Genomic DNA, 21,103 nt, shown 5'->3' on the forward strand with positions numbered 1-21,103 from the left:
ACAAGGCACGCGTCATCAAAATGGCCCCTATTGCCAAGGCGTCTCAAGATAACCAGGGCAAAAAAGCTGTCGTCGCTGTCACATTGTCCTTGGACGAAAGCACCGCTAAGCTGCTTCCCGGATACAAGGTGGATGTTAACTTTGTAAGCGGCCGAACTGAATCCGCTTTGCAAGTACCTTACGCCGCCGTGAAGCAAAACGACGACGGAACAAGCTATGTATGGACGGCACAAGGAACAAGGGCAGTCCGAACTCCTATTGAGACAGGCATCAAAAATGAGGCTTTTATCGAAGTGAAAAAGGGACTTGAAGCAGGTAGTCTGGTTATCGTAAATGTACCTGACTCGCTAAGAGATCAACAGAAAATTGCTGTGACTCCATAATTAGTCGTGTTTCTGCTATCCCGGTTGGAATAGGCTATATACAATAGGGTCTAGCCTGCCAGCCATGGCGGGCTTATTTGTTTTGCAAAATGAAAATGATACAGCTTTTATTTCTACCCTTATGATAAAAATTACTTATACTAAATCATAAAAACTAAATATTTGGATTATGATTATGCCCGTATTACACTTATAAGCAGATAAACTTATTCCTACTGTGGAGGTTAAAAATATGGCCGATGAAAAATTTTTAACTTACGATGTGGTTGTTGTAGGGGCAGGGAATGCCGCTTTATGTGCCGGTATATCAGCTAAAGAAAATGGATCGAAAGTATTGATACTTGAAAAGGGTCCGATTCAAAAGCGGGGAGGTAATTCCTTTTTCACGGATGGTGCTATACGTACTGCCTATCGTGATCTGGAGGAACTGAGGGAGGTGCTTCCCGGAATAACGGATGAAGAAGCAGCGAGAATTTATATGCCTGTCTACAATGAAGAAGATTATTACAATGATTTGATGAGGGTAACAGAAGGAAAAAGTGATCCCCAATTAGCCAAACAACTAGTATCCCAATCCATGAAAGTGATTAAATGGCTGTACGAAAATGGAGTAATTTTCGAGCTTAACGAAAATCAATCTTTTGAGAAAGATGGCAAAACACACTTCTGGGGCGGCCTTCCGTTGAAAACCAAAATAAAGGCGTGGGACTTGTTGCCCAATTGAACGAGCGCGTGGCAGAGCTCGGAATCGATGTGTGGTACGAATCACGTGCCATCAAGCTGGAGATGGAAAATCATCAAGTAACAGCCATTCAAATCGAACAACCGGAAGGCATTGTAACGGTGCGTACGGGTAGTGTTATTTTGGCCTGCGGCGGATTTGAGGCAAACCAAACGATGCGTTCCGAGCATCTTGGCTCCCAATGGGATGCAGCAATTGTCAGAGGCTCCGAATATAATACTGGAGACGGGCTTAAGATAGCGTTAGAAGCCGGAGCTCAGGCTTACGGCGACTGGTCTGGATGTCATTCGATCGGAACTGACCTTAACGCACCTAAAGTAGGAGATTTCACGAAGCCGGGAGACATCTTCAAAAAGTCCTCTTTTCCGCTAGGACTCATCTTTAATAATGAGGGGAATAGATTCGTGGATGAGGGCGCGGATTTTAGAAACTATACGTATGCGAAATATGGACGGGAAGTCTTAAAACAGCCGGGCCACATGGCCTATCAGATTTTCGATGCGCAGGTGCACCCCATGCTTCGCAAGGAGTATTTCCTAGAGGAAGCCACTTTCTTTAAAGCGGATAGCCTGGAACAATTAGCGGACCTTATTAAAATAGATAAGGAGCAATTCCTCCAAACGATCGAGGCATACAATCAAGCCGTGCAGGAAGGCGATTATAATCCTACAGTGAAGGACGGTAAAGGAACAAAGGGCATTACGCCCCCGAAATCTAATTGGGCGCTGCGTATGGACCAGGGACCTTTCTATGCGTTTCCCGTTACTTGCGGCATTACATTTACCTTTGGCGGTGTGCATGTGAATCCGACCGGCGAGGTGCTGGACAAAGAGGGTGCACCTATTTCCGGGCTCTATGCAGCAGGTGAAATGGTTGGCGGTTTATTCTATGAAAATTATCCCGGCGGATCCGGCCTGATGTCAGGTGCCGTTTTCGGCAAATTCGCGGGAGCCTCCGCAAGCCGTTATGTAAGGGGAAAAACGAAAGATATCGTTAACCAATAACGTTTTCAATAAAGATTTTTTTCAATAAAGATAGTTCAACTGCCAGCGCAGTGAGGACTATTTTTATTTTATCCGCCAGTCAACGAAGGAGTGACGGGAAAGATGAAGGCCAAAGTGGTCTCGCTCGATAAAATTTCCGATCGCATGAAAAGTTTAATTCGAAGTAAGCTGCACGCCGATTTTGAAATCGTGTTTTGTGAAAATGACCGCGACGTGCACAACCATATTTCTTCGGCTAACGTACTCATTACTTTTACAAGAGGCATTTCTAAGGAATGGATGGAACAAGCCGAAACCTGCCGGTTTATTCAAAAATTAGGTGCCGGTGTAAACAACATTGATCTTGAAACCGCTTCGAACAGAGGGATTCCCGTAAGTATGACAAAGGGGGGAAATGCCCGGTCGGTGGCGGAACATGCCGTTGCTTTGATGATGATGGTCTTCAAGCAAATGAATATCGCCCATAACGAAATTGTAAACAAGGGCACACATTCTCGGTGCCGGTCTCGATGTGTTCGAGCAGGAGCCGATAGAACGAGGACATCCTTTTACTACATTGACCAATATGGTGCTCACGCCGCACATCGGAGGGGGAACCGTGGAGGCGATGCATAACGTGCTGGATAAAGCGTGCCGCCATATCAATCATTTTCATCAGCACGGGTCATTTTACGATGAGAAGGATATCGTTAATCTATCAGCGCTAACTCTAAAGGATCAATGAAATGGGGGGAAAGCAATGGAGGCGATAGAGTACAAATAATCCGGGGAGTTGAAAAGTACCGATGATCTATCAAATTCCTTATGGAAAAGGATTACTGCATTTTGAGTTGGAAGTTCCTGTCGCTGAGCTGGCTGTGAAATCTTTGGCCCAAGTATTAGACGAAAGGGAAGAGGTCCGGAAAGCGGTCCGCAGCCCGATTGGAAGTGAGCGCTTGGCCGATCTTGCAGCAGGCAAAAAGAACGCAGTCATTGTGATCAATGACATTACAAGACCGACTCCAACTAAATTATTAGTGGAGGAAATTACAAAAGAGTTAAACGAAGGCGGGATCCCGGATACATCGATTACTTTGCTTGTTGCAACTGGGAACCATCGCCCGAACACGAATGAAGAACTCCATGAGATGGTAGGGTATGAAAATTTCCAAAGATTTTTAATAGTCAATCACAACGCATCGGATCCTTCCCAACTGGTTTACCTCGGGCAAACAAGAAGAGGTTTGGACATCGAAGTCAACCGTTTGGTAGTAGAAGCGGATTTGACGATTATTACGGGAATTATCACTCCACATCAAACGGCTGGTTTTAGCGGCGGCAGAAAAAGTATCGTGCCGGGTGTAGCCGGCGTGACAAGCCTGCTGCAGCATCATTCTTTTCCAATACGTTCGGAAGAACCCGTTATGGGAATTACCGAAAACAACAGGTTTCATGAGGAAGCTGTCGAGGCCGCGAGAACCGTAGGCGTTGATTTCATCGTTAATGTTGTCAAAAATCATCGCGGGGAAATTGTAGCTACTGTTGCCGGTGATCTGGAAGAAGCTCATGAAGCCGGAGTAACGATTTGCAGACAGGCTTGGGAATTGGAAGTGCCTCATCTATATGACATTACCATTGTTTCTCCCGGAGGATATCCCAAAGATTTTGACATGCATCAATCGCAAAAAGCTCTCGCATCTGCTGAAATCATAACGAAACCCGGCGGCTCGATTATTTTGGTTGCTGAATGTCCGGATGGTATAGGATCGTTTGGGAAATTATTGATAGAGTCAAGAGATCCGCAGGAAGTGATCGATCGGTTTAAGCAGTCCGGCTTTGACAACCATAACCATTCTTCGAAAGCTTATATGTATGCCCGCGCCTTACTCAAGCATAATGTCTACTTTATATCGCATCATTTGGATCCGTCACAATTGAAAACTATGTTTTTCTATCCCTCGAAGTCTATCGAACAGGCATTTCAAAGTGCGAAAATGAAATGTTCCGCTCCACCGACTGTAGCCGTTCTGCCTTACGCAGTAGATTGTCTGTTAAAGGTAAGACAGTGAAACATGACATGTTAACATCGAATTTTTTTATATATAAACAAAGAATAAATGTATTTTTTTATTCTCCACAGGGTGCTACCATAATTGTATGAACAAATTTACCCAATGGAGGTAAGGCTATGTACGATTTTGGCCAAATTCATAAAATTCCAGCCGTCATCATGAGGGGGGGAACCAGCAAAGGTTTGGTACTGAGAAATTCAGATCTTCCTTGGGATCCTGCATTGCGGGATGAAGTCATTATACGATTATACGGTACTCCTGACATTAATCAAATTGATGGGCTTGGCGGAGGTACGCCTCTGCAAAGCAAACTCGCGCTGGTCGGACGCCCCTCTCATCCGGATGCGGATATTGATTATACATTTGGTCAAGTCAGCCTGAAGAGCAAAAGAATTGATTATAACGTAACTTGTGGGAATTTCGTTACTGCTGTAGGCTTGTATGCTGCAGAGGAGGGCTACGTGGAATTGAAGGAGCCCACCACTCACGTCCATATCTATAATACGAATACGAATAAAATCATAGTTGCGGAAATACCGGTCAAGAACGGGCAAATCCAATATGAGGGCGATTATGTAATTGACGGCGTTTCCGGAGCATCATCGAGAATCATGATCAACTTTTTGGACTCGGGCGGTGGATTTACCGGCAGAACTCTTCCCACTGGAAATCCAGTTGATCTAGTCCAACTTAAAGATGGGCGGGATTTTCAAGTCACGATTATTGACTGTGCGAATGTTGTGATTTTTGTTCGGGCGACAGATCTGGGGCTGAAGGGTATTGAGTCAGAAACAGAAATTTACGGTCATCCACACCTGCTGGACACATTGGAACACATTAGGGTGGAATGTGGACTATTAATTGGCGTTATAAAGGAGGAAGACCGGGCAGCAGTGTCCCCGTCGACTCATGCGCTTCCCAAAATAGCCTTAGTCTCCTCATCGAGTGAATATACCACAAATAAAAACAAGCTGATCCAGGAAACCGAAGTCGATATCGTATCCCGTTACATTTCGATGGGGTCGCTGCACAGGGCCTATGCGGTCAGTGGTGCGATGGCTCTCGCCACGGCTACCAAAATCCCTGATACGATTCCTAATCAATTATTTTCTTCGCCTAACCCGGAGGTAAAGATTGGCCATCCGTCCGGAATCCTAGAAGTGGAATCCGTTGTCGTACAAGACGGTAATAACTGGAGAGTGACAAGGGCCGCGAATGGACGGACGGCCAGAAGATTAATGGAGGGCTATGCCCATGTTCCAGCCGCACTGCTTCGAAGCTGGATGCCGGGGGATGCACAAGTAAAAGAAGGGATTTATGAATAATTGTCTAAATGTTGAAATAATAGTAAATTTGCAGTGAAAGCCCAAAACTGGAAAAGGAAGTGATGAGGAACAGAGAAAGGAAAGCGCTATCATTCGGTTTGAATCTACTGCTTTGAAATGAAGAGCAGATCAAGCTATTTCCATCGCACAAAGGTGCCAAGAGGGAGGGAATGAACTTCGATGAATGCTGAAAATTATCCCGATGTGATCCGTCTATTACAAAATCATCGATCCGTACGTAAATTCATAAATAAAGAAATTGCTGAATCCGATTTGGAGCACATCATTAGGTCGGCCCAAGCAGCTTCCTCATCAAGCCACGGCCAATCTTATTCGATTATTAGGGTGACCGATCCTAAGAAGAGAAGTAAATTGTCAGTGTATGCCGGCAATCAAACTCACGTGAAAACCTGCGCTGAGTTCCTCGTTTTCTGTGCAGACTTATATCGGTTGGAACAGATCTCGCTTCTCAGCGGGGTGGATATGGCCGAATCGCTGGATACTACAGAGATGTTTCTGATTTCAACGATCGATGCCGCGCTCGCAGCGCAAAATACCGCTGTTTCCGCTGAAGCGCTTGGATTTGGGATTGTTTATACCGGAGGGCTGCGAAATTATCCCTATGAAGTAACGCAACTGTTGAACTTACCGAGGCGGGTTTACCCGGTTTTTGGGATGTGTATCGGCTATCCCGAGGAAATCCCGGAAAAAAAGCCCCGGCTTCCTTTGAAAGCGTTTTATTTTGAAAATGAGTATAAACGAATCGAAGATACGTCCCTACATATTCGAAAATATGACGAAGTGATGAAACAATATTATCTCAACAGGACCGAAGGCAGCCGGTCTGAGACTTGGACAGAAACGCAAACCATGAAACGCAAGCCATCCCGAAGATTGTTCATGAAGTCCTTTTTAAAGGAACAAGGCTTTCTTCTTAGATGAGACTACCCATAACGACGGTTACCGGTATTTCTAATACATTTATGAGGTTAGGGAGGTAATTGGTTTGAAGAAAAAAATTCAAAAAGCGGTTTCTCCTATCTTTATTTTATTTCTGGTACTGGCACTTGCGGCCTGCGGTGCACAGAGATCGACCCATTCGACGGAAGTGATGTCGAAGGATACCGGTTCAGCCAATAAAGCGGATGATTACCCTCACAAAGCCATCAACTTGGTAGTTCCTTTCACAGCCGGGTCTCCCGGCGATGTGTTCTCCAGAACCTTTGGCAAGATTGCCGAGAAATACCTCGGACAATCCCTCGTTATCGTCAATAAAGAGGGCGGAAGCGGAGCAATCGGCGTAACGCATATGTTAGCGCAGCCGGCTGATGGTTACACCATTGTTTATCACTCTTCGACCTTTGCCTACACAATGGCAGCGGGCCAAGTCTCTCTTAAATCGAAGGATATCCTTCCCATCGCAACGATCAACGCGGATTATCAAACTGTGGCCGTAAAGAAAGACAGCCCATTTACAACATTTGAGGAGCTGGTGAAATTCGCCAAGGAAAATCCCGGTAAGCTGAAGTTTTCCGGCTCGACGGTTAAAGGAACCAATCATGTACTCGCTTTAAAAATATTCAAAGAGGCTGGAATTCAAGCGAGCTATATTCCTTATGACGGGGGAAACAAGTCGGTGCTTGCACTGTTAGGAGGAAATGTGGATGTCCTGGTAGGATCCAGTTCGGTTGTGAATGCGCAGGTCGATTCCGGTGACCTTCGTTTGTTAGCCGTGAGCAGCGGTGAGCGGGCTCCGAACCGTAAAGACGTTCCTACCTTGAAAGAGCTCGGTCTCACGAAAATCGCAGATGAAAATATATGGAGAGGTTTCTTCGGAAAGCCGGGCATTCCCAAAGAGAGACTGGAAAAATTGGAAAAGGCGTTTGAACAGGCCATGAAGGATCCGGAGTGGCAGGAATATCAGAAAAAAGAAAACCAAATCGACTTTTACAAGAACAGCGCCGATTTCGCCAAATACTTTGAACAATTTATGAAAGATGGGGAAGAAGTATTCAAAGGCTTGCCCAACTAATTGAAAGGGGGATTAGCACAGGCTGATTCCCCAACCATTACATGGCAACGGAGGCGTAGGGATGGGCTATAAATTAGCAACTTATATATCTTTGCTTTTTTTCATCGGCATTGGAGCGTTTTTTTTCATCTCCTCTCAAACATTGCCCAAGTCATCCAGCGGGCAAATCGGGCCGGCCTACTTTCCCGGCATAGTGAGTGTCCTTCTCATTCTGTGCTGTATCCTCAGCTTTTTTACGACAATGAAGAAAAATGACCAACACATCCCGCTGCCTAATCTTCGCTATATCATTTGGACGATAGTACTGTCCGCCTTATTTACAGCTGTTTGGGAATGGATGGGCTTGTTTTACATCGTATCGTTTGTTTTTCTTGCCATTCTCATATATTTGTACGATCAAGCCAAACCTTCTTTTATAAAAGTATGTAAAGCCATGGGTATTTCACTGCTAATGGTGCTGCTGGTGTATGGAACTTTTGAACTTCTATTGGGCATCACCTTCTAAAAACCGGGTATGGAGGTTCGTATATGGAGTTTTTTTCCTTTGATTTCTCCCTTCTGTTTACTTGGGGAAATATGTTCGCCATTATTTTTGGCGCCATATTCGGGTTATTTATCGGAGTTCTACCAGGACTCGGACCCACGGTTGGCATCGCTCTGCTATTACCGCTTACCTACAATATGGACCCGTTGGCTTCTATTCTCATGCTGGTATCCCTCTATCAATCCGCTGAATATGGGGGTTCCATTTCGTCTATTGTACTAGGCATACCGGGTAATGCCGCGGCTGTCGCGACAACACTTGACGGCAACGCCATGGCGAAACAAGGATTTCCAGGCAAGGCGTTAGGCTATTCTTTAACCTCATCCACCATCGGGGGATTATTCGGAACCTTAATATTGATGGTGCTGGCCATCCCTTTAACCAAACTGACCATCAAGTTTGCCGACCCGGAATTTTTCTTAATCGGGGTTTTAGGACTCGTATGCATTATCAGTTTAAGCTCGAAGGATGCGATGAAAAGCGCTGTGTCCGTACTGCTGGGGCTGCTTCTCGGCATGATCGGCATGGATGTCTTTACGGGATCTCAAAGATTTACAATGGGAAGCATGGATTTGATGGAAGGACTCTCGATGATTGCCATGCTGACGGGGATGTTCGCCATTTCGGAAGTATTGTCGATGTTGACAGATGATCTGAATAAGCGCTACGTAACAGACAACCAGAATTTGAAGACGAATTTAACATGGAAGGAGTATAAATCGGTCAATAAAAGTGTATGGAAGGGATCGATTATCGGAACTCTGGCGGGGATTATCCCGGGATTAGGAGCGGGTCCGGCTTCGTGGCTTGCCTACACGGATGCTAAAAGATCTTCGAAAAATCCGGAAAAATTCGGGAAGGGGGAACCGAATGGAATTGCCGCCCCTGAAGCAGCCAACAATGCGGTTGTGGGCGGAGCCTTAATTCCCTTATTAACGTTGGGGATTCCTGGGTCAGCCGCTACAGCCGTGATTTTATCCGCATTTATGATTCACGGCATTCAACCCGGCCCGCAGGTGTTTAAGAATGATCCCAATCTGATCTACGGGATTTTCTGGGGATTTCTGGTTGCGACGATTGCGATGTATTATTTGGGCAAATGGACTACAGCCTTGTGGGCTAGAACGTTAACCATTCCAAACTATATTTTGATTCCGATCATCCTTTTTGCAGCTTTGATCGGTGCTTTTGCCGCGAGGGGTTCCCTTTTTGATGTGTGGGTTACGATCATCGTCGGTGTGGTCAGCTTCTTTATTTTAAAGCTGGATTATTCTTTCCCCGCGTTCATATTGGCATTCGTGCTTGGCCCGATGCTGGAGAAAAGCTTAAGGCGCTCATTGATGTTATCTGATGGCAGTTACAGCATTTTTGTCTCCAGAGGGTACTCCATCGTCCTTGTAGGCTTGATAGCCCTTCTTGTAGGCAACATGCTTTTTCAATTTTTGAAAAAGAGATCTGTTAAAAAAGAAGACATTTCAATATAGAGGCGGGTGAACAGGAACATGGCAGCTCATTACCAAATGCTAATCAAGGGACGCTGGGTGGACAGCTCAACCAAGGAACGTTTTCCGTCGATCAATCCGTTCAATCAAGAAGTTTGGTCGGAGATTCCACAAGCTTCGGAAGAGGATGTGAACGAAGCGATCGAAGCGGCGCGTACAACGTTTGATACGTCCTGGAAACATGTAAACGGTTTAGAGAGAGCCCGATTGTTAATGAAATTCGCTGATCTATTAGACGAAGATGCGGAGCGAATGGCCGCACTGGAGACAACCGATAACGGCAAAGTGATTCGCGAAACAACAAATCAGATGCATTTTGCCGCTAGAAATTATCGTTTCTTCGCAGGTTACGCCGACAAATTATATGGCGAAGTCATTCCGCTCGATAATCCGATGATGTTCGACTATACCCTAAGGGAAGCCGTCGGCGTAGTCGTTCTTATCACCTCGTGGAACTCGCCTATTGCCATATTGGCCAACAAGCTTGCGCCGGCCCTGGCTGCAGGGAACACGGTTGTGATTAAGCCCTCTGAGCACACAAGCGCCACTACATTAGAGCTGGGTAAGCTGATTCAAAAGGCCGGTTTTCCGGATGGTGTGGTGAATATCGTCACAGGGGACGGCAGGGTAGGAAATTACTTAACGCAGCACCCGGGCGTAAACAAGATCAGCTTTACCGGCGGGACGGAAACCGGTAAGCTCATTTCCCGCAATGCAAGCCAGAATTTGATTCCGGTAACCCTTGAACTCGGAGGGAAATCCCCTAATATCATTTTCGACGATGCGGATATTCATGCGGCTGTAATCGGAGCGGTAGCGGGCATCTATGGCGCAAGCGGCCAAACCTGCATTGCCGGATCGCGTCTGCTTGTACAGCACTCCGTTTACGATGAAGTGATTCAAAAGATTGTGGACAAAGCAAAAACGATTCGATTAGGCAATCCTATAGATCCGTTAACGGAAATGGGCCCGGCCGCGAATAAGCCTCAGTATGATCGGATTCTCGGGATGATCAGCAAGGGGAAAGACGAGGGAGCAAAATTAGTTTATGGAGGCCATGCAGTAACCGATCATGAGCTGAAGAACGGCTATTTTATTGCCCCCGCGATATTCATCGATGTTGATAATAAAAGTACGATTGCGCAGGAAGAAATTTTTGGACCCGTTCTGTCTGTTATTCCATTCACAGATCAAGACGAAGCTGTACAGATTGCCAATGACAGCAAGTATGGCTTGGCATCCGGGATATGGACGTCCAATGTGAAGCGGGTTCACCGGTTAGCCAGACAAATTCAGGCGGGAACCGTTTGGGTGAATACATATAGGACATCGGCAGCTCAAGCTCCGTTCGGAGGGGTAAAATTGAGCGGCCATGGGAGAGAAAGAGGCTGGCATGCGCTGTTGGAATACACGCAGATCAAGAATATCATGTTGAATTTATCCGACGATACGCGGGATCCGTTCTCGATACAAATGTGAGCTCAGAATAGTGGAGAGGTGACGAGTTTGAAATTAGGAGAAGCGATTACCAGGAAATTAGGAAATTCAGGAATCAATACGGTGTTCGGCCTTCCTGGAGGGGGAAGCAGTTCCGATTTGCTATGTTATATGGGTGATCTTGATATGGAATTTGTACTGACTCAGAACGAAACTACAGCCGCCATTATGGCAAGTGTGTACGGCGAGGTCACCGGTAAGCCAGGCGTATGCCTTTCTGACCTCGGGCCGGGAGCCTTATCTATGTCAACGGGTATTGCGTACGCCTTATTGGACCGTGCGCCGTTAATCTCATTGAGTGACAGATATGGTCACGATAGCGTAGATTACGCGCTGCGGCAAAAGGTGTCCCACATTGAGGCTTTTAAACCGCTAACCAAGCTCGCCAGCAGCCTGTCGGTTTCCAATTGGAGCAGCATGTTAAATAGAGGATACACTGTCTCCATGACTCCCAAGAGAGGGCCTGTACACTTCGACGTTCCGAATGACATCATTAACAAGGATGTCGACGAAGACACCGGCAGCTTCTGCCGTGATGCTTATCGGCTGACGGCTGATGAGGCCAGCTTGAAAGCTGCGGCCGCTCTCATTAAAAAAGCTAAATTCCCCGTTGCTATTGTGGGTCTAAGCATTAATACAGGTAATGGGGAACAGTACGAACATTTAAAAGCGTTTATCGAACAATTTGGCATTCCAACATTTAAAACAGCTAAGGCTAAAGGCTCTTTAAGTGATTATCATGAACTGTCGCTAGGTGTATTCATGGGCGGAAGACTCGAGACTTCCATCATGGATAAATGTGATTTGATTGTTGGAATTGGTCTTGACCCTGTTGAACTGCTGCCTAAGAAATGGCGGTACACGCAGCCCGTTGTCTACATAAGCAATGATTCAAATGATCAAGAAATGTACCGTGCCGTTGTGGAAGCGGTGGGGGACATTGGAAATACCTTACATTCCATTCGTGAATATATGACGGACTGCAGTAATCAATGGAAGCTGGATGAAGTAGCCAGCTATCGTAATCTGGTAAGAGTGACCTTAGAGACATCGGGTCCTGCTCTCACCGCAGACAAGGTCATCATGATCTCGCAGGAGGAACTGCCCAAGGATGTTTTGATGACCGCCGACGTTGGAGCCAGCAAGCTGCTGGTTATTGAATTGTGGGAGTCGATGAACCCGCAGTCCTTTTTTATCTCAAACGGATTGGCAACTATGGGCTTTGGGCTGCCTGCTGCAATGGCTCTGCAGCATGTTTATCCCAATAAGGTGGTCGCTTCTCTAACCGGTGATGGGGGATTCATGATGCGATTGCCGGAAATCGCCACCGCTGTGCAAAACAAATGGCCTGTGATTTCAATTATATTCTCCGACCGCAGGTTGAGCCTGATGGATGTTAAGCAGGTTAAGAAAGGCTACAGCAAGCCGTTTGGTACCGAGTTTGTGGCACCGGATTACGTCAAATTTGCCGAAAGTTTAGGAGCTAACGGGTGGAGCGCCGAGACGGAAGACGAGCTCAGATTGGCTATCCGTCAGGCACTTGCCTCCACTAACGGCATGCCTTCCATCATAGAAGCTAAGATTGATCCGTCGACCTATCACGAACAGTTTGAAGCGATTCGAGAACTATAGAGGTTAAAAGGGGATGAAAACTAGTGAGTGCTCAGGACGCTGTAAAAAAATTGGCCGTTTTAGGCGATTATGAAAAGGTCTTCCCTACTTCGCCTTATGCGAACCCATGTAGGGAGCGGGGGTTTGAAATCACGTTCTCACACGATCCGGTTACAGAAGCCGAAGCCGTGGAATTGATGCGGGAGGCCGATGTCGTTGTTCTCGTTCGAGAGAGGGTTCCCCTTCCTGACCATGTCTTGAAGCAACTGCCACGGCTGAAGGCCATCTCGCAGGCCGGTACCGGAGTGTCTCATATTGACCTGGATGCAGTGAACCAAAGAGGGATTCAAGTATTCACCTCGCCGGGCCTGTCCATTTCGTCTGTTGCGGAACTGACAATCGGTATGATGATCGCCTGTTCACGACAATTCCCGGTTCATCAGGCTCATTTAAAAGAAGGAAACTGGATCCAAACGCCGGGGTTTGAATTAAAAGGAAAGCGGCTTGGTCTGCTGGGCTTCGGCAAAATTGCCAAAGAGGTGGCGAAAATTGCCTCCGCCCTCGGTATGGAAGTGACAGCTTGGCGCCCGACGGGGATCAAGGGGGATGAAAATTCCTATGGAGTTCAGGTGTTAGAGCTCGATGAGCTCCTTGGAACTTCGGATGTGGTTTCCGTCCATCTCCGTCTCGTTCCTGCTTTAATAGGTTTGTTGAATAGGGAGAGACTTCGCCAACTAAAGCAGGGAAGTATAGTTATCAATACTTCAAGAGGTGCCCTTGTCGATACCGAAGCGCTTGTTGGCTTATTAAAGTCAGGACATCTTCGAGGTGCGGGAATCGATACGTTTGAAGAAGAACCGCTGAAGTCTAATCCGTTTGCGGACTGCCCGAATGTTGTGCTGACCCCTCATATCGGTTATGTAACGTGGGACGTTCTTCAGCGCTTCGCGGACGAGTCGCTGAAGAATATCATTACCTTTAAAGATAACAGCATTTGAGAGGATACACCCGGCGCCGGCGCTTTATTACTCTATAGGATGTTCCGAAGCATCACCTAGAACATGGCATGATTCTTTCTTTATAAAATCTACAAAGGCTTTCACTACCGAAAGCTCCAATGTAATGTCGCGGTTAATCATCCAGGTTTTTCTAAGGATAGGCTTGTTGTCTGACGAATGTAATTTTATGGTGTGTAAAGAGTCGTGATCACTTAGAATGATGCCCGGTATGATCGCATAACCCATACCATGCTTAACTAGTTCTACGCAAGTGTCTATTCGATCTACTTCCATAGTGATAAGCGGAGGCTGATTATAATGAGCTTGCCACCATTTGTAAATGGAGTCTTTTAAGTGCGAATCGGTTTTATAATTGATTCTCGGAAGATTGGGCAAATCTTGCAAATGGATTGGGTTCGTAGAAGCAATGCAGAGGGGCTCCTCATACAACAAATGTATTTGTTCATGCCAATTGTTCTCACCACGCACGATTCCAATATGCACTTCATCTCTGTATAAAAAATTTACAACCTCTGAACTCCAGCCTGTTTTGACGTGGATTTCAATTTCGGGATAAATCTCTAGAAATTGTTTTAATAAAATCGGCAGACGGTACCTGGCAAAGTTACTTGAAACGCCGAGCCGCAGCGTCCCTCGAACTTGATCGTTCATATTTTGGACCATTTCCTTGGTCTTTCGCAATTCAAGCAGCATCTTTTCAGCATATTCTACCATGCTCTCTCCTTGCGGGGTAAACTCAACCCCCTTTTTACCTCGCGAAACCATTTGGGCACCGAACTGTTTTTCAATATTTTGTATGCGGTACGTTAAAGCCGGTTGAGAGATGTAAAGGAGCTCTGCTGCTTTGGAGATGCTTTTTTTCTCATAAAGGGTTTTAATAATGAGCCAGTCTTTCTCGTCCATGAGTACCTCCGAATATAATAGATAAAAATTATCGAAATTTAAAATATCTCACAATCATACTTATAATTATAAATTGTACTACAGTTAAATTGGGAATCAAAGTAAATTAGCGCTCATTAAGGAAATTTATATAGATAGGAAGTCGGTGAGAAGCTTTTGGTGTTTTTTATGGTCTCGCTCATGAATCTGCTCCATACGACTATACTATTTGGAATAAAGCCGGTCGTCTCGCTGCATGCTTCCTTCCTCGGGATTACCGCTGTTGAAATAAGTATTATTGTTGCTTGTTATGCGCTGCTGCCCGTTTTTCTCGCAGTACGAATGGGTAAATGGACCGATAAGTATGGGATACGAAGGATGTTAATGCTCGGCAACGGTGCGTATTTGGTTGCAGTGGTTATGGGTACGGCGCTTCCCAATTTTGTAACATTTGTACTGCAGCAGTCACTCATTGGCATAGCTATTACTTTATTAATGGTTTCTTTGCAAAAATGTATGGGCAGGTGCTCTCTAATCGGGAACTCTTTTCCGCTTATTTTCCATTGCTGGGGGAACAAATGGGGGTAAATTCGGTCGAATGAAGCTGTTAACCAGGTCGTTATACATTAGCGGCGTAATTTACTTATTAACCCCTTTATCACCCTGGATCACAGTGTTGGTTGTGTTTGTCGGAATACTAGGGGGCATCCGCTTAGTTTATCGTTTGTATTGGAAGTCAGCCCATCGGATCGCCGAGGTGAAGTACTGGGACTTCGGATGACGGTAAACCGCGCATCTCAGTTCATGATTCCATTGGTTTTCGGCGGAATTGGAGGCTTGGCAGGCGTGTCCGCCGTATTTTGGGCGAGTGGGGCAGTGTTGACATTTCTCGGATATGTAACGAGACCCCTGCCGATGGAAATATGCTGCCCATCCAAATCATTTATGGATAAGTTCAACCGGTGAAAGGACAGACGAATGATTACATTCGGCCTGTCCTTTTCTAATCCTACTATGTATGGCCTCGATTCCATTCAACGTCTTATCAGGGCATACATCGCCCGGTATGTAGATATTGGAAATATTAATATTTTTTTGAAGAGAATCGATAAATTCATCGATAGCTTTTAGGATATACGGGAATTTCTCTATGTCTCCCGTCCTGTAGGCAAGATAAGTTCCATTTAGTCACGGGATAAGGTAAAATGGTACGACGATAGCCAGATGGGAGTGGGAACAGTGGGTAATGATGAAATGATTTTAACGCGAGAGGGCTTGGCGAAATTAGAGGAGGAACTCCGCGAGCTTAAAACCGTCAAGCGTAAAGAATTAGCTGAGCGGCTGAAAGTAGCGATTAGTTACGGTGATCTCAAGGAAAACAGCGAATATCATTCGGCTAAGGATGATCAGGCATTTATGGAAACAAGGATCCTGACGCTTGAGCGCATGTTAAAAAAAGCCAAGGTAGTGGATGAGGCCAGCATGAGCTTGAACCACGTAAGCATAGGTTCTGTAGTGATCCTAAATGATATCGAATTCGCTGAGAAGATTGAATACCGTATTGTTGGTCCGGCCGAAGCCAATGTGGCGGATAACAAAATCTCATACGAAAGTCCGCTCGGGAAAGAGCTCTTGGGCAAAAAAGTAGGTGACATCATTAACGTGAACGCTCCGATGGGTATCCTGCAATATGAGCTGCTTGAAATTAAGGGGAGCTAAAAGCGGGAAGTGGTCAAAAATTGTCGTTAATAGGAAACGAGAGTATAATATAGTGATGACGCGGGCTGCCGGTTTCTCGATCGGCAGCCTTGCTGTGCTGCCGGGCACATTCATGTTAATAAACAATAACACGCTATGCAACAATAGTCTCAAGATTACGTCATTAATACAGGGTTGGGTAAAAACATTTTATGGGAATGGATGATTTGCATGAAGTATGAAGACATGACTTTTGAAGAAATGAGAAATGATCTGATCAGGACGGCCAAAAGAGGATATTCCTTTCCGCTTGCCGGAGCACTATTCATGATTGTGGTGACTATTCTAGCTCAATTTTTAGAAGAAGACATTTTAAAAATGGTTTGGTTGTTTGGCATGGGGAGTATATTTCCATTAGGCGTATTGCTTGGTAAAATGCTTGGTTTTGATGTCATGTGTAAAAGTCCTCTTGGAGTGTTGGGTGGACTGGTTGGCGGGATTCAAGGATTATTCTTGCCTGTCTGGATATTTGCATACGTGCATAACCCCGAATATTTGCCATTCTTTATCGGTGTGTTGGGCGGTGCTCATTTCCTGCCGTATTTCTTGATTTATCGTAGTAAAGCCTACTTATTCATGGCAGTAGCTACCGTCATCGTTTCGGTTATATTTGGTGCCATATTTGTTGAAAATTCATATTTTACAACGCCAATAGCGATCGCATGCGTCTATTTCATTTCTTTTTTTTGGATTCAAAATGAAAACCGGAGGGACCATATATAAAGGGTATGGCTTGATGACACAAACGGCCGCCGGCTTCAAAGCCAAGCGGCCGTGCTGATGTATTCGGTCATCACACCGCACCTTACTTAATTTCTTCCAGAAATTCCTCCAGATTGTCCCAAGTCGAGGCTATACCTTCGAGCATTCCCATATCCATTACGGTCTTGAGTGCGTCGGCCGATGCGTATTGAGCGTGGCTGATCAGTTTCGTCTTGCCTTCATGTTCGACGAAGGTCATCGTGACCAGCGTCTCCGGCATTCCCTCAACTATATTGCCTTCCGCATCGGAGAACGAGTCGACGTAGACAATCCGCTCTGGCTCTACAATTTCGTGGTAGACTGCTTTGCCCCAAGATTCCTGGCCGTAATATTCCTGGCTCTCGTCTGTGCACTTCATACAGAAATGCCATACCCCGCCCGGACGGAAGTCGATGTTGCAAACCGTAAGCGGCCAGCCTTTCGGTCCAAACCAGCGTTTTAAGTGTTCAGCTTCCGAAAAAGCCTTAAACACGAGCTCACGCGGCGCATCGAATACGCGCTCCAGTACCAGAACATGATCTTCTACTTTCGATATCATTTTATTTGTCGTCAATTCATTTTCCTCCTAAATAATGAATTATGCAGTTGCACAATTGCTCCCAGCTGCGCTACAAAGCCGTATCCCCGTTATTACTTTCCTTGCAATTCACGTAAATAATCGTCCAAGCGGTCGAATCTATCCTCCCATAGGGTTCGAAAGGAATCAATCCACTCATCCAGTTCTAAGAAGGGCTGTGGCTGCAGTTTATAGATGCGGCGATTCGCGCTTGGATGCACCTCAACGAGCCCGGAATCACCAAGTACACGTAGATGTTTAGATACCTGCGGCTGACGGAGCCCGAGTCGTTCGGCTATTTCTCCTACAGTGAGTGGACCGTCACGCAAAAGCTCGACGATGTGTAATCGGTTGGGCTCGGCAAGTGCACTCAATGTTGTCATGTTCACGCCCATATAACGTATCTCCTTTCCATTTGAATATACACTTATAGGAATATTCCCTATAACGTTTGTCCACTGTCCACTGTAATGATTTGACCTGTCATTGCTTCTTGTTCCAAGGCTGCGCAGATAAATTTAGCGATATCTTCAGGTGTTGAAACTCGCTGCAGCAGAAGATTAGGAGCCAGCCTCTTCATTTGTTCCTCCCTTCCAGCCCACCATCTTGTCGCGACGGCTCCTGGAACAACACAGTTGACTCTAATATCCGGAGCTAAGGCGCGTGCTAACGATTTCGTAAGACCGTGAACTGCCGCTTTGGATACGGCGTATGGAAGAGAGGATCCTAATCCTGTTTGTCCGGCTATACTGCCGAGATTGACTATCGCTCCTTGTTTATTCATTTTCATGAAAGGGGCTGCAGCTCGCGCGCAGTGATACATTCCTTTGACATTAACATCATAAAGCTCGTCCCATACTTCTTCCGTTGCCGCTTCCAGATCATCAAACGGGATATGCCGTGTAATGCTGGCATTATTCACAAGCAAATCAATTCTCCCAAATTGCTGCACCAATTTATCAACCATTTCCCTTACTTCCTTGTCTTGAGAAACGTCGGCTTGTATGGCTATTGCGCACCCACCTTTTATATTGATGATTTGTGCTGTTTCTTCCGCATCGGCTTTAGAGCGCGAATAGTTCACGGCGACGGTAGCCCCCCGCTCAGCAAGCGCGAGACAAGTAGCGCGGCCAATCCCTGTACCACCGCCGGTAACAAGAGCCACTTTGTTTTTTAAATTCATATGTAGTCATCTCCTTTTGCTAAACTCTGATGTAAATGATTGTATATTGCCATTTCGAATTTGTATAATTGAATAAATTGATCGATAGGTTCAAAAAAAATGAACTCGGAGCTAGGAGAACTACGATGGATCTTAAAACATTAAAAACCTTTCAAATGATTGTGAAGTACGGTAGTTTTATCCGTGCAGCTGATGCAATGAATTATGTACAATCTACCGTCACGATGCAAATCCAAAAGCTTGAATCCGAATTGGGCGTTCAGCTTATCGAACGCGGAAAAAAGATCCGGTTAACAGAAGCCGGAAGACTGTTCTACGACCAGAGTTTGCAAATTGTAAAGAATATGGAACAATTACAAACGAACTTGTCGGATTTACAATTAGGCGAAAGGGGGAATATCCGTTTAGGGGTGACGGAGCCAACTGCCAGTTATCGATTACCTGGTATCTTAGAGAGATTTTTATCACAATTTCCGAAAATTCGTATCTCTCTGGACTTTGCAAACACGCCAACATTGAGCGAGCGGCTTCTCAAAGGGGATGTTGATTTGGCTCTTTGTTCGGCACCGGATCTGGGTTCCGATCTCTATTTTGAACCCTTATTTAAGGAAGAGTTTGTGGTCTTGATGCCGGAGAACCATCCACTTGCCCAAAAAGCGGTTATTACGCCGGATGATATTCGGGGACATCGTCTGCTCATCACGTCAGAAACCTGTCCGTACCGCAGAAAACTTGAGATGGTACTGCAGGAATCAGGGAACGTTCCAATAGACACGATGGAGATTGGCAGTATGACAGCTTTGAAATATTATGTCGAAAGCGGACTAGGTATTGCCCTTGTGCCAGAGATTGTTTTGAAACCGGTTCCTACAGGAACTACGATACGGGCTATGAGCGGCAGTCTTATATACATGACTTTCGGCATTCTTTCCAAGCCATCGGAATATCCGTTGAAACTGGCAAGCTCAAAGCTTTACCAATTTCTCAAGCAAGAACTTCTTGAACAATCCCCCAATGGACTCATGCGGTGAACCGTAGCACAAGTCATTGAGTTAACGGTTAACGATAGTCCAATACCGAGAGGGCTATTAGAGCTCAGCACATTATTAGATAAGTACGAACTATTTCAACAGAGGTTAGAAGACCTCGACTCAAAGATGGACAAACTTCTCGTCCAAATTCCTGGTGTTGAGCAAATGCTGGCGATCCAAGGCATCGGGAGAGATACGATCGCAGGCTTTTTCGCAGAGGTAGGGGATTTAAGCAAGTATTCCCACCCAAGGCAGATCATGAAGCTTGCAGGACTCAACCTTAAGGAGAACACATCGGGTACACATAAAGGCCAAACAAAGATTACGAAGAGAGGCAGGAAGAAACTGAGGGCTCTCCTCTTCAGGGTAGTCATGAAATACCTACTACATTAAAACATAAACCTGTTGTCGTTTCTGAAAACTATGATCAGGTTGACGTCCGATTCGCCGGGAATACGGATGCGAAAGGTCTTTCCTTGGGATTAGCTCAGTGGAACGATAGGGGAAAGGTCGATATTTCTGCGAAAGTATGGAGATACACGGGGGAAAAATGGTCGCGGCAATCCGAGGAACTCCCACTCCATCGCGTTCTTGATTTGTCTATTCTGATTTGCCGATCCTTAGCGTATTTCCGCGAAGCCTACAGGTACGAGCATTTATATGATCCACAAAATCCTGTCATAGACCGGGTTGGTCTGCAGGGGGATGCCATGACTGTAGCAGTATGTACAGAGAATGATAAAATTCACGAAGATATCAAACTGTTCAGTCAAGCACTGAGTGATGATGATGAGTTGATCGGGGAAAGGCTGCGCACATTATCAAGAATGTTAAAGGATATGGGATATTAAGGAGAGAATTACATGGATAAGAATAAGCGTAAGGAACTTCTGGAAGTATACAAGCAGCTTAAGACCTACATGGGTGTAATACAAATAACAAATAAGGTCAACGGCAAAATTTATGTAGATAGCTATCCCAACCTAAAAAACAAATGGGTGACCATTAAAGGTCAATTGGAAATGGGGAGGTTCGCAAACTCCCAGTTACAAAAAGATTGGAAGGAACTAGGGGCAGAAGCTTTCACCTACGAGGAGTTGGAGAAAAAGGAAGCCGACGAAGTTATCGACATGCGCTGGGAACTTAAGCAAATGGAAAAGCCGTGGCTGGAGAAATTGCAGCCCCTACGGGGACAGAGGATACAATAATGTTGCCAAGGGG

22 protein-coding genes and 2 pseudogenes are annotated in these 21,103 nt (G+C 45.6%); 20 read left to right on the forward strand and 4 right to left on the reverse strand.

Annotation, left to right across the window (positions count from 1 at the left end; all coding sequences use genetic code 11):
- The 13 genes and pseudogenes from JMF85_RS08885 to JMF85_RS08940 all read left to right on the forward strand — a co-directional run.
- Nucleotides 1-383, forward strand: a 383-nt coding sequence (locus tag JMF85_RS08885) for a permuted SH3 domain-containing protein (protein ID WP_483874219.1), incomplete at its 5' end; no start/stop codon positions are given.
- A 232-nt stretch (nucleotides 384-615) separates the two neighbouring features.
- A pseudogene (gene tcuA / locus JMF85_RS08890) lies at nucleotides 616-2,129 on the forward strand (FAD-dependent tricarballylate dehydrogenase TcuA).
- Nucleotides 2,130-2,231: 102 nt separating this feature from the next.
- On the forward strand, nucleotides 2,232-2,744 hold the full coding sequence (locus JMF85_RS28010) for a Rossmann-fold NAD(P)-binding domain-containing protein (protein ID WP_155615393.1): 513 nt from the start codon (nucleotides 2,232-2,234) through the stop codon (nucleotides 2,742-2,744).
- A complete protein-coding gene (locus JMF85_RS08895; RefSeq protein ID WP_236595793.1) occupies nucleotides 2,641-2,853 on the forward strand; it encodes a hypothetical protein in 213 nt (70 codons plus the stop codon). Before JMF85_RS28010 ends, JMF85_RS08895 begins: the two co-directional genes overlap by 104 nt.
- A gap of 61 nt (nucleotides 2,854-2,914) precedes the next feature.
- Nucleotides 2,915-4,177 (forward strand): nickel-dependent lactate racemase family protein, encoded by a 1,263-nt coding sequence (locus JMF85_RS08900; RefSeq protein ID WP_201318073.1) that lies wholly within the window; start codon nucleotides 2,915-2,917, stop codon nucleotides 4,175-4,177.
- Nucleotides 4,178-4,296: 119 nt separating this feature from the next.
- Complete coding sequence (locus JMF85_RS08905; RefSeq protein WP_201318074.1) at nucleotides 4,297-5,505, forward strand: 2-methylaconitate cis-trans isomerase PrpF family protein; 1,209 nt, start codon at nucleotides 4,297-4,299, stop codon at nucleotides 5,503-5,505.
- A 180-nt stretch (nucleotides 5,506-5,685) separates the two neighbouring features.
- Complete coding sequence (gene nfsA, locus JMF85_RS08910) at nucleotides 5,686-6,447, forward strand: oxygen-insensitive NADPH nitroreductase (protein WP_141335793.1); 762 nt, start codon at nucleotides 5,686-5,688, stop codon at nucleotides 6,445-6,447.
- A gap of 64 nt (nucleotides 6,448-6,511) precedes the next feature.
- Complete coding sequence (locus JMF85_RS08915) at nucleotides 6,512-7,537, forward strand: tripartite tricarboxylate transporter substrate binding protein (protein WP_127608170.1); 1,026 nt, start codon at nucleotides 6,512-6,514, stop codon at nucleotides 7,535-7,537.
- A 61-nt stretch (nucleotides 7,538-7,598) separates the two neighbouring features.
- Nucleotides 7,599-8,042 carry a tripartite tricarboxylate transporter TctB family protein gene (locus tag JMF85_RS08920; protein ID WP_127608169.1) on the forward strand — a complete coding sequence of 148 codons (444 nt, stop codon included), beginning with the start codon at nucleotides 7,599-7,601 and terminating at the stop codon, nucleotides 8,040-8,042.
- Between the two features lie 23 nt (nucleotides 8,043-8,065).
- The gene (locus JMF85_RS08925) at nucleotides 8,066-9,565 is read left to right on the forward strand and encodes a tripartite tricarboxylate transporter permease (RefSeq protein WP_201318075.1); all 1,500 of its coding nucleotides are present in this window, start codon (nucleotides 8,066-8,068) and stop codon (nucleotides 9,563-9,565) included.
- 18 nt (nucleotides 9,566-9,583) lie between these two features.
- Nucleotides 9,584-11,062, forward strand: a complete 1,479-nt coding sequence (locus JMF85_RS08930) for an aldehyde dehydrogenase (protein ID WP_127608167.1) — start codon at nucleotides 9,584-9,586, stop codon at nucleotides 11,060-11,062.
- 27 nt (nucleotides 11,063-11,089) lie between these two features.
- Complete coding sequence (locus JMF85_RS08935; protein WP_164751837.1) at nucleotides 11,090-12,712, forward strand: thiamine pyrophosphate-binding protein; 1,623 nt, start codon at nucleotides 11,090-11,092, stop codon at nucleotides 12,710-12,712.
- A 23-nt stretch (nucleotides 12,713-12,735) separates the two neighbouring features.
- Nucleotides 12,736-13,689, forward strand: a complete 954-nt coding sequence (locus JMF85_RS08940; RefSeq protein WP_201318076.1) for a 2-hydroxyacid dehydrogenase — start codon at nucleotides 12,736-12,738, stop codon at nucleotides 13,687-13,689.
- A 27-nt stretch (nucleotides 13,690-13,716) separates the two neighbouring features.
- On the opposite strand, the gene JMF85_RS08945 is transcribed toward JMF85_RS08940, so the two are convergent.
- Nucleotides 13,717-14,613: a LysR family transcriptional regulator gene (locus JMF85_RS08945; RefSeq protein WP_201318077.1), complete on the reverse strand. Its 897-nt coding sequence runs from the start codon at nucleotides 14,611-14,613 to the stop codon at nucleotides 13,717-13,719.
- A 180-nt stretch (nucleotides 14,614-14,793) separates the two neighbouring features.
- Here JMF85_RS08945 and JMF85_RS28635 point away from each other — a divergent pair, with 180 nt between their 5' ends.
- The 3 genes from JMF85_RS28635 (at nucleotide 14,794) to JMF85_RS08960 (ending at nucleotide 17,073) form a co-directional block, all read left to right on the forward strand.
- Nucleotides 14,794-15,180, forward strand: a complete 387-nt coding sequence (locus JMF85_RS28635) for an MFS transporter (protein WP_397375978.1) — start codon at nucleotides 14,794-14,796, stop codon at nucleotides 15,178-15,180.
- Between the two features lie 636 nt (nucleotides 15,181-15,816).
- Nucleotides 15,817-16,311: a transcription elongation factor GreA gene (greA, locus tag JMF85_RS08955; RefSeq protein WP_155615387.1), complete on the forward strand. Its 495-nt coding sequence runs from the start codon at nucleotides 15,817-15,819 to the stop codon at nucleotides 16,309-16,311.
- A gap of 210 nt (nucleotides 16,312-16,521) precedes the next feature.
- The gene (locus JMF85_RS08960) at nucleotides 16,522-17,073 is read left to right on the forward strand and encodes a DUF7010 family protein (RefSeq protein ID WP_127608161.1); all 552 of its coding nucleotides are present in this window, start codon (nucleotides 16,522-16,524) and stop codon (nucleotides 17,071-17,073) included.
- An 82-nt stretch (nucleotides 17,074-17,155) separates the two neighbouring features.
- Here the strand turns inward: JMF85_RS08960 and JMF85_RS08965 are convergent, their stop codons facing one another.
- The 3 genes from JMF85_RS08965 to JMF85_RS08975 form a co-directional block, all read right to left on the reverse strand.
- Entirely contained in the window at nucleotides 17,156-17,650 is a 495-nt protein-coding gene (locus JMF85_RS08965; RefSeq protein ID WP_372814259.1) for an SRPBCC domain-containing protein, read from the reverse strand.
- Nucleotides 17,651-17,742: 92 nt separating this feature from the next.
- Complete coding sequence (locus tag JMF85_RS08970; protein ID WP_054796181.1) at nucleotides 17,743-18,063, reverse strand: ArsR/SmtB family transcription factor; 321 nt, start codon at nucleotides 18,061-18,063, stop codon at nucleotides 17,743-17,745.
- 47 nt (nucleotides 18,064-18,110) lie between these two features.
- Nucleotides 18,111-18,851 carry an SDR family NAD(P)-dependent oxidoreductase gene (locus JMF85_RS08975; RefSeq protein WP_127608159.1) on the reverse strand — a complete coding sequence of 247 codons (741 nt, stop codon included), beginning with the start codon at nucleotides 18,849-18,851 and terminating at the stop codon, nucleotides 18,111-18,113.
- A gap of 125 nt (nucleotides 18,852-18,976) precedes the next feature.
- On the opposite strand from JMF85_RS08975, the gene JMF85_RS08980 reads away from it, so the two are divergent.
- The 4 genes and pseudogenes from JMF85_RS08980 (at nucleotide 18,977) to JMF85_RS08995 (ending at nucleotide 21,090) form a co-directional block, all read left to right on the forward strand.
- On the forward strand, nucleotides 18,977-19,882 hold the full coding sequence (locus JMF85_RS08980) for a LysR family transcriptional regulator (protein ID WP_201318079.1): 906 nt from the start codon (nucleotides 18,977-18,979) through the stop codon (nucleotides 19,880-19,882).
- A 57-nt stretch (nucleotides 19,883-19,939) separates the two neighbouring features.
- Nucleotides 19,940-20,257 (forward strand): annotated as a pseudogene (locus JMF85_RS08985) (transposase); the annotation flags it as partial.
- Nucleotides 20,258-20,259: 2 nt separating this feature from the next.
- Nucleotides 20,260-20,733, forward strand: coding sequence for a DUF6530 family protein (locus tag JMF85_RS08990; RefSeq protein WP_201318081.1), 474 nt, complete (start codon nucleotides 20,260-20,262; stop codon nucleotides 20,731-20,733).
- A 12-nt stretch (nucleotides 20,734-20,745) separates the two neighbouring features.
- Nucleotides 20,746-21,090, forward strand: a complete 345-nt coding sequence (locus JMF85_RS08995) for a GIY-YIG nuclease family protein (protein WP_236595794.1) — start codon at nucleotides 20,746-20,748, stop codon at nucleotides 21,088-21,090.
- Nucleotides 21,091-21,103: the final 13 nt, after the last annotated feature.

Source organism: Paenibacillus sp. EPM92 (genome assembly GCF_016586185.1).
Classification (GTDB): domain Bacteria; phylum Bacillota; class Bacilli; order Paenibacillales; family NBRC-103111; genus Paenibacillus_G; species Paenibacillus_G validus.